Here is a 1,953-nt window from a genome sequence, read left to right on the forward strand (position 1 = left end):
CAGCCCTGAGCGATGAACTCTGCAGCCACCTCGACGCGCGTGGCGACACGGTCTTCAATCATCCAGGCCAAGGCCTCTCGGCAGTACTGCTGTGCACGGCTGAGCACCGGAGATAGCTGCTTTTCACGCGCCAGCAACCACAGCAGCGACCCGGTTTGATCCGACGGTGAGGCATTGCTGACGTCCCCCCAATAGCCGCGCAAGTCGCCTTGCGGCAGCTCAGCAGGGATCTGCTCATTGCTGGCCCGGCGATCGGTGAAAAGGCTGATGATCACAGCCGTCTCCAAGCCATCGTCGCGCGCCAGGTCGAAACCCGACAACACCAGTTCGCCGCCAGCATCGGTCATTTTCATTGCGGCATCGGCCATTAGATGGGCGCTCCTGAGTTGTCACTGCCGACAGTCACACCGTCGTGCTGGTGGGTGCTGCCGATATTCTTCCCGTTGTTCGTGATGGTGCCGGTGGTGTTGATGTTGCCGATCACCTCCAGATCGCCGACCAGCTTGATTGTCGGTGCCTCCACCTCAACGTGTTGCACGGCCGTGATCTTCACCATCTCGCGTAGCAACTCGACCTTGTTGCCCAGGTCGTCGTACATGGCCACCTCGCCAGCATGAAGGGGAATGCGGTACCGGCGGTCATCAATCACCAGAACTATCCCCTGCTCTCGGTTCCCACCCGTGAAGGAAACGGCGCAGTCACCACCAAGCGGGTGGCTGGTAAATCCGTAGTTCTGCATATGCTCCAGGCCGTCGCGGAGTTCGTCCTTGAGCAGTTCCACCTGGACTTGCTGCCGCTGCCCGGTGTCATTGACAGAGCGCAGCACCCCACGCCCGAACATCATCATGACCCGGGAACCAAGGTCTCGGAGTGCATCATTCATTGCGGCGGATCCTCTTCCCCTATGGCCTCGGCCCATATGTTCCGTTTGCCGGTTTTCCCGGCCTTCTCTTTCTTCGCCTTCTTCCCATCAGGGGGCTCGGGATCAAAGGCCTGGGGACTGACGATTTCCAGTTTTGCGGTGGTGCCTCCCTCCCCGCGCTCATAGGTCACCTGCCGGATCAGCATCCAGCCGTCCATGCGCAGCCAGGATGACCGCACGTAGACCAGCAGGCCCGGCTCCCATAGCGCCCCGGCCGGACTTTGCCGCCAGCCATACACGGAAACGCTGGCTGCCGCGGCCTTGCCGATCCGGGTGTTCGCTTCCCACGTTGCGCGGGCATGCAGGCTCGATGACGTGCCGCCGGTCTCTGCGACCAACAGCATCGGCCGATAGCGCTTGATCCCGCTGTCGGTCACCGCACCTTCTATATGAGCTTCGGTCTCGCCCGTGCTGTCGGGGCTGTAGCTGGCCTGGCCCTTCACCAGGTAGCTGCTGAAGCGCTGGCTGTGATCGATCGAACCACTGGCGCTCAGGATGTTTTCGCCCTGAATCAGCGCGGTCGTGGCGCGGCGCACGCCAGCGCGCGTGATCAGCAGGCCGCCGGCACCATCGGGCATCAGGAGCGCTTTGCGTTGGCGGGCGTATCGCTCGATTGCCTTGAAAGCGGTTTCACCCTGCTGCAGCTTGCACACCGGAAACGCCTCGCCCACGTCGATATCCGCTGACACAGTCACGCCGAAAGGCGCCCCGAGGGTCTGGGCAAACCTGAGCAAGTCGATGTTTTTCCATTCGTCCGGCGCGTGCACGGCGCTGCAATCGATCAGGTCAGCAACCTTGTCCCGCCCCTGGATGTTGATGGTGTGATCGGTGGCGCTGTACGAGGGCCGGAAGATGTCGACATAGCCAACAACCATCGGGAACCCAGCCAGCCTTACCTCGCACGCATCACCAGGCAGGATCGGCCACGGCTCGACCTGCGCGGCCGAGCTCTCGCTTCCCTCCCACCGCTCGGTGAGCGTGGCGGTGAATGCCGTAGTTGCTGCATCGATTGCCCGAGTGACACCGAGAGA

3 protein-coding genes are annotated in these 1,953 nt (G+C 62.3%); all 3 read right to left on the minus strand.

What is annotated here, in order from left to right:
* The coding region (locus ACIQUS_RS27065; RefSeq protein WP_403054202.1) for a phage GP46 family protein at window positions 1-368 on the minus strand (368 nt) is incomplete at its 3' end.
* Window positions 368-883 (minus strand): phage baseplate assembly protein V, encoded by a 516-nt coding sequence (locus tag ACIQUS_RS27070; protein ID WP_403054205.1) that lies wholly within the window; start codon window positions 881-883, stop codon window positions 368-370. The genes ACIQUS_RS27070 and ACIQUS_RS27065, both read right to left, overlap by 1 nt.
* Window positions 880-1,953 (minus strand): phage baseplate assembly protein (locus tag ACIQUS_RS27075; RefSeq protein WP_403054208.1); only part of this gene is annotated, 1,074 nt, incomplete at its 5' end. The genes ACIQUS_RS27075 and ACIQUS_RS27070, both read right to left, overlap by 4 nt.

Source organism: Pseudomonas sp. NPDC090755, from assembly GCF_044769005.1.
GTDB lineage: Bacteria > Pseudomonadota > Gammaproteobacteria > Pseudomonadales > Pseudomonadaceae > Aquipseudomonas.

Excerpts from the sequence above, each read along its gene's own strand:
- ACIQUS_RS27070 (WP_403054205.1), bottom strand. The coding sequence starts at position 883 with ATGAATGATGCACTCCGAGACCTTGGTTCCCGGGTCATGATGATGTTC.